Below are 987 nucleotides of genomic sequence, written 5' to 3'. Positions count from 1 at the left end.
ATTCAATTGTTTCAAGTTTGAGATGAACTCAATATTTTTCAGACCTACTCCTTCTAAAGTGAGTTTTTCTAAGTTCGTCATGTATTCTAAACCTGTTATATCTTTTATCTCATTTCCTTTTTCTTTAAGTATCTCTAATTTTTTAATCTGTAATAAATCTTCTTTTGTGATAAGAGCGTTTAAATTCTCTCTACCTAAATTCTCTTTATTAATATGTTGTTGTAAAGTTTTATCGAGAATTACATTTTGACTTTCTTTTTGTTTTTCAACTATATTCTGTATAACCGTACCATTAAATCTTATTTTACTTTCAGTAGAATTAGTATCTAGTTTAAATTCATATATTTTTTCTCCAGGACTATTCCATTTTATAAATCCGTTATTCAGAGTAGCCCCTTCACTTTGCAAATTAATATTTTGAAGTGGCTCTCCTTTAAGGTTGTATACTGGGATTTTTATTTCTTCATCTAAGCTTCCTTCATTTAAAAAGATTTTTTGTCTTTGAATATCAATTGAAATTCGCTTACCTAATTCCTCAACAGGCCTTACGTCAAAAATTTCATTTGCTCCAAGATTTATCTCATGTAAATTTGTTAAAGTGCTCAACGGCGATATATCAGAGATATAATTCTCTTCTAAATTCAGCACTTGTAAATTTCCTAATTGCGATAATGATGATATATCTTTTATTTCACTATCAGAAATTTCTAGTTCAATAAGATTACTCATTTTACTAATAGATTCAACATTATTAATTTTATTGTTCCCTATCCATAATAATTCCACATTATTTAATCGATCAATTCCCGTAAGATTACTGATTTGATTATTTGCTAAGTATAATTGTTTCATAGTTGATACTGTAAATAATGGCTGGATATCTTTAATGTTATTACCGATTAAATCTAATGTTTTAATTTTTTTCATTTTACTTAATGGTGTTAGATCAGAATTTTTATTATCTCTTAAAAAAAGCATATTAATATT

At 26.2% G+C, this 987-nt stretch carries 1 protein-coding gene; it reads right to left on the bottom strand.

Going from position 1 to position 987, the window contains the following annotated elements:
- Nucleotides 1–987: leucine-rich repeat domain-containing protein (locus tag ABWK52_RS29435; RefSeq protein WP_353772385.1), on the bottom strand; the 987-nt coding region annotated here is incomplete at both ends.

Source organism: Bacillus sp. AP50, assembly GCF_040492675.1.
GTDB classification, from domain to species: domain Bacteria; phylum Bacillota; class Bacilli; order Bacillales; family Bacillaceae_G; genus Bacillus_A; species Bacillus_A cereus.
Note: the sequence above shows the minus strand (reverse complement) of the source record. Positions and strands in the feature narration are given on the sequence as shown.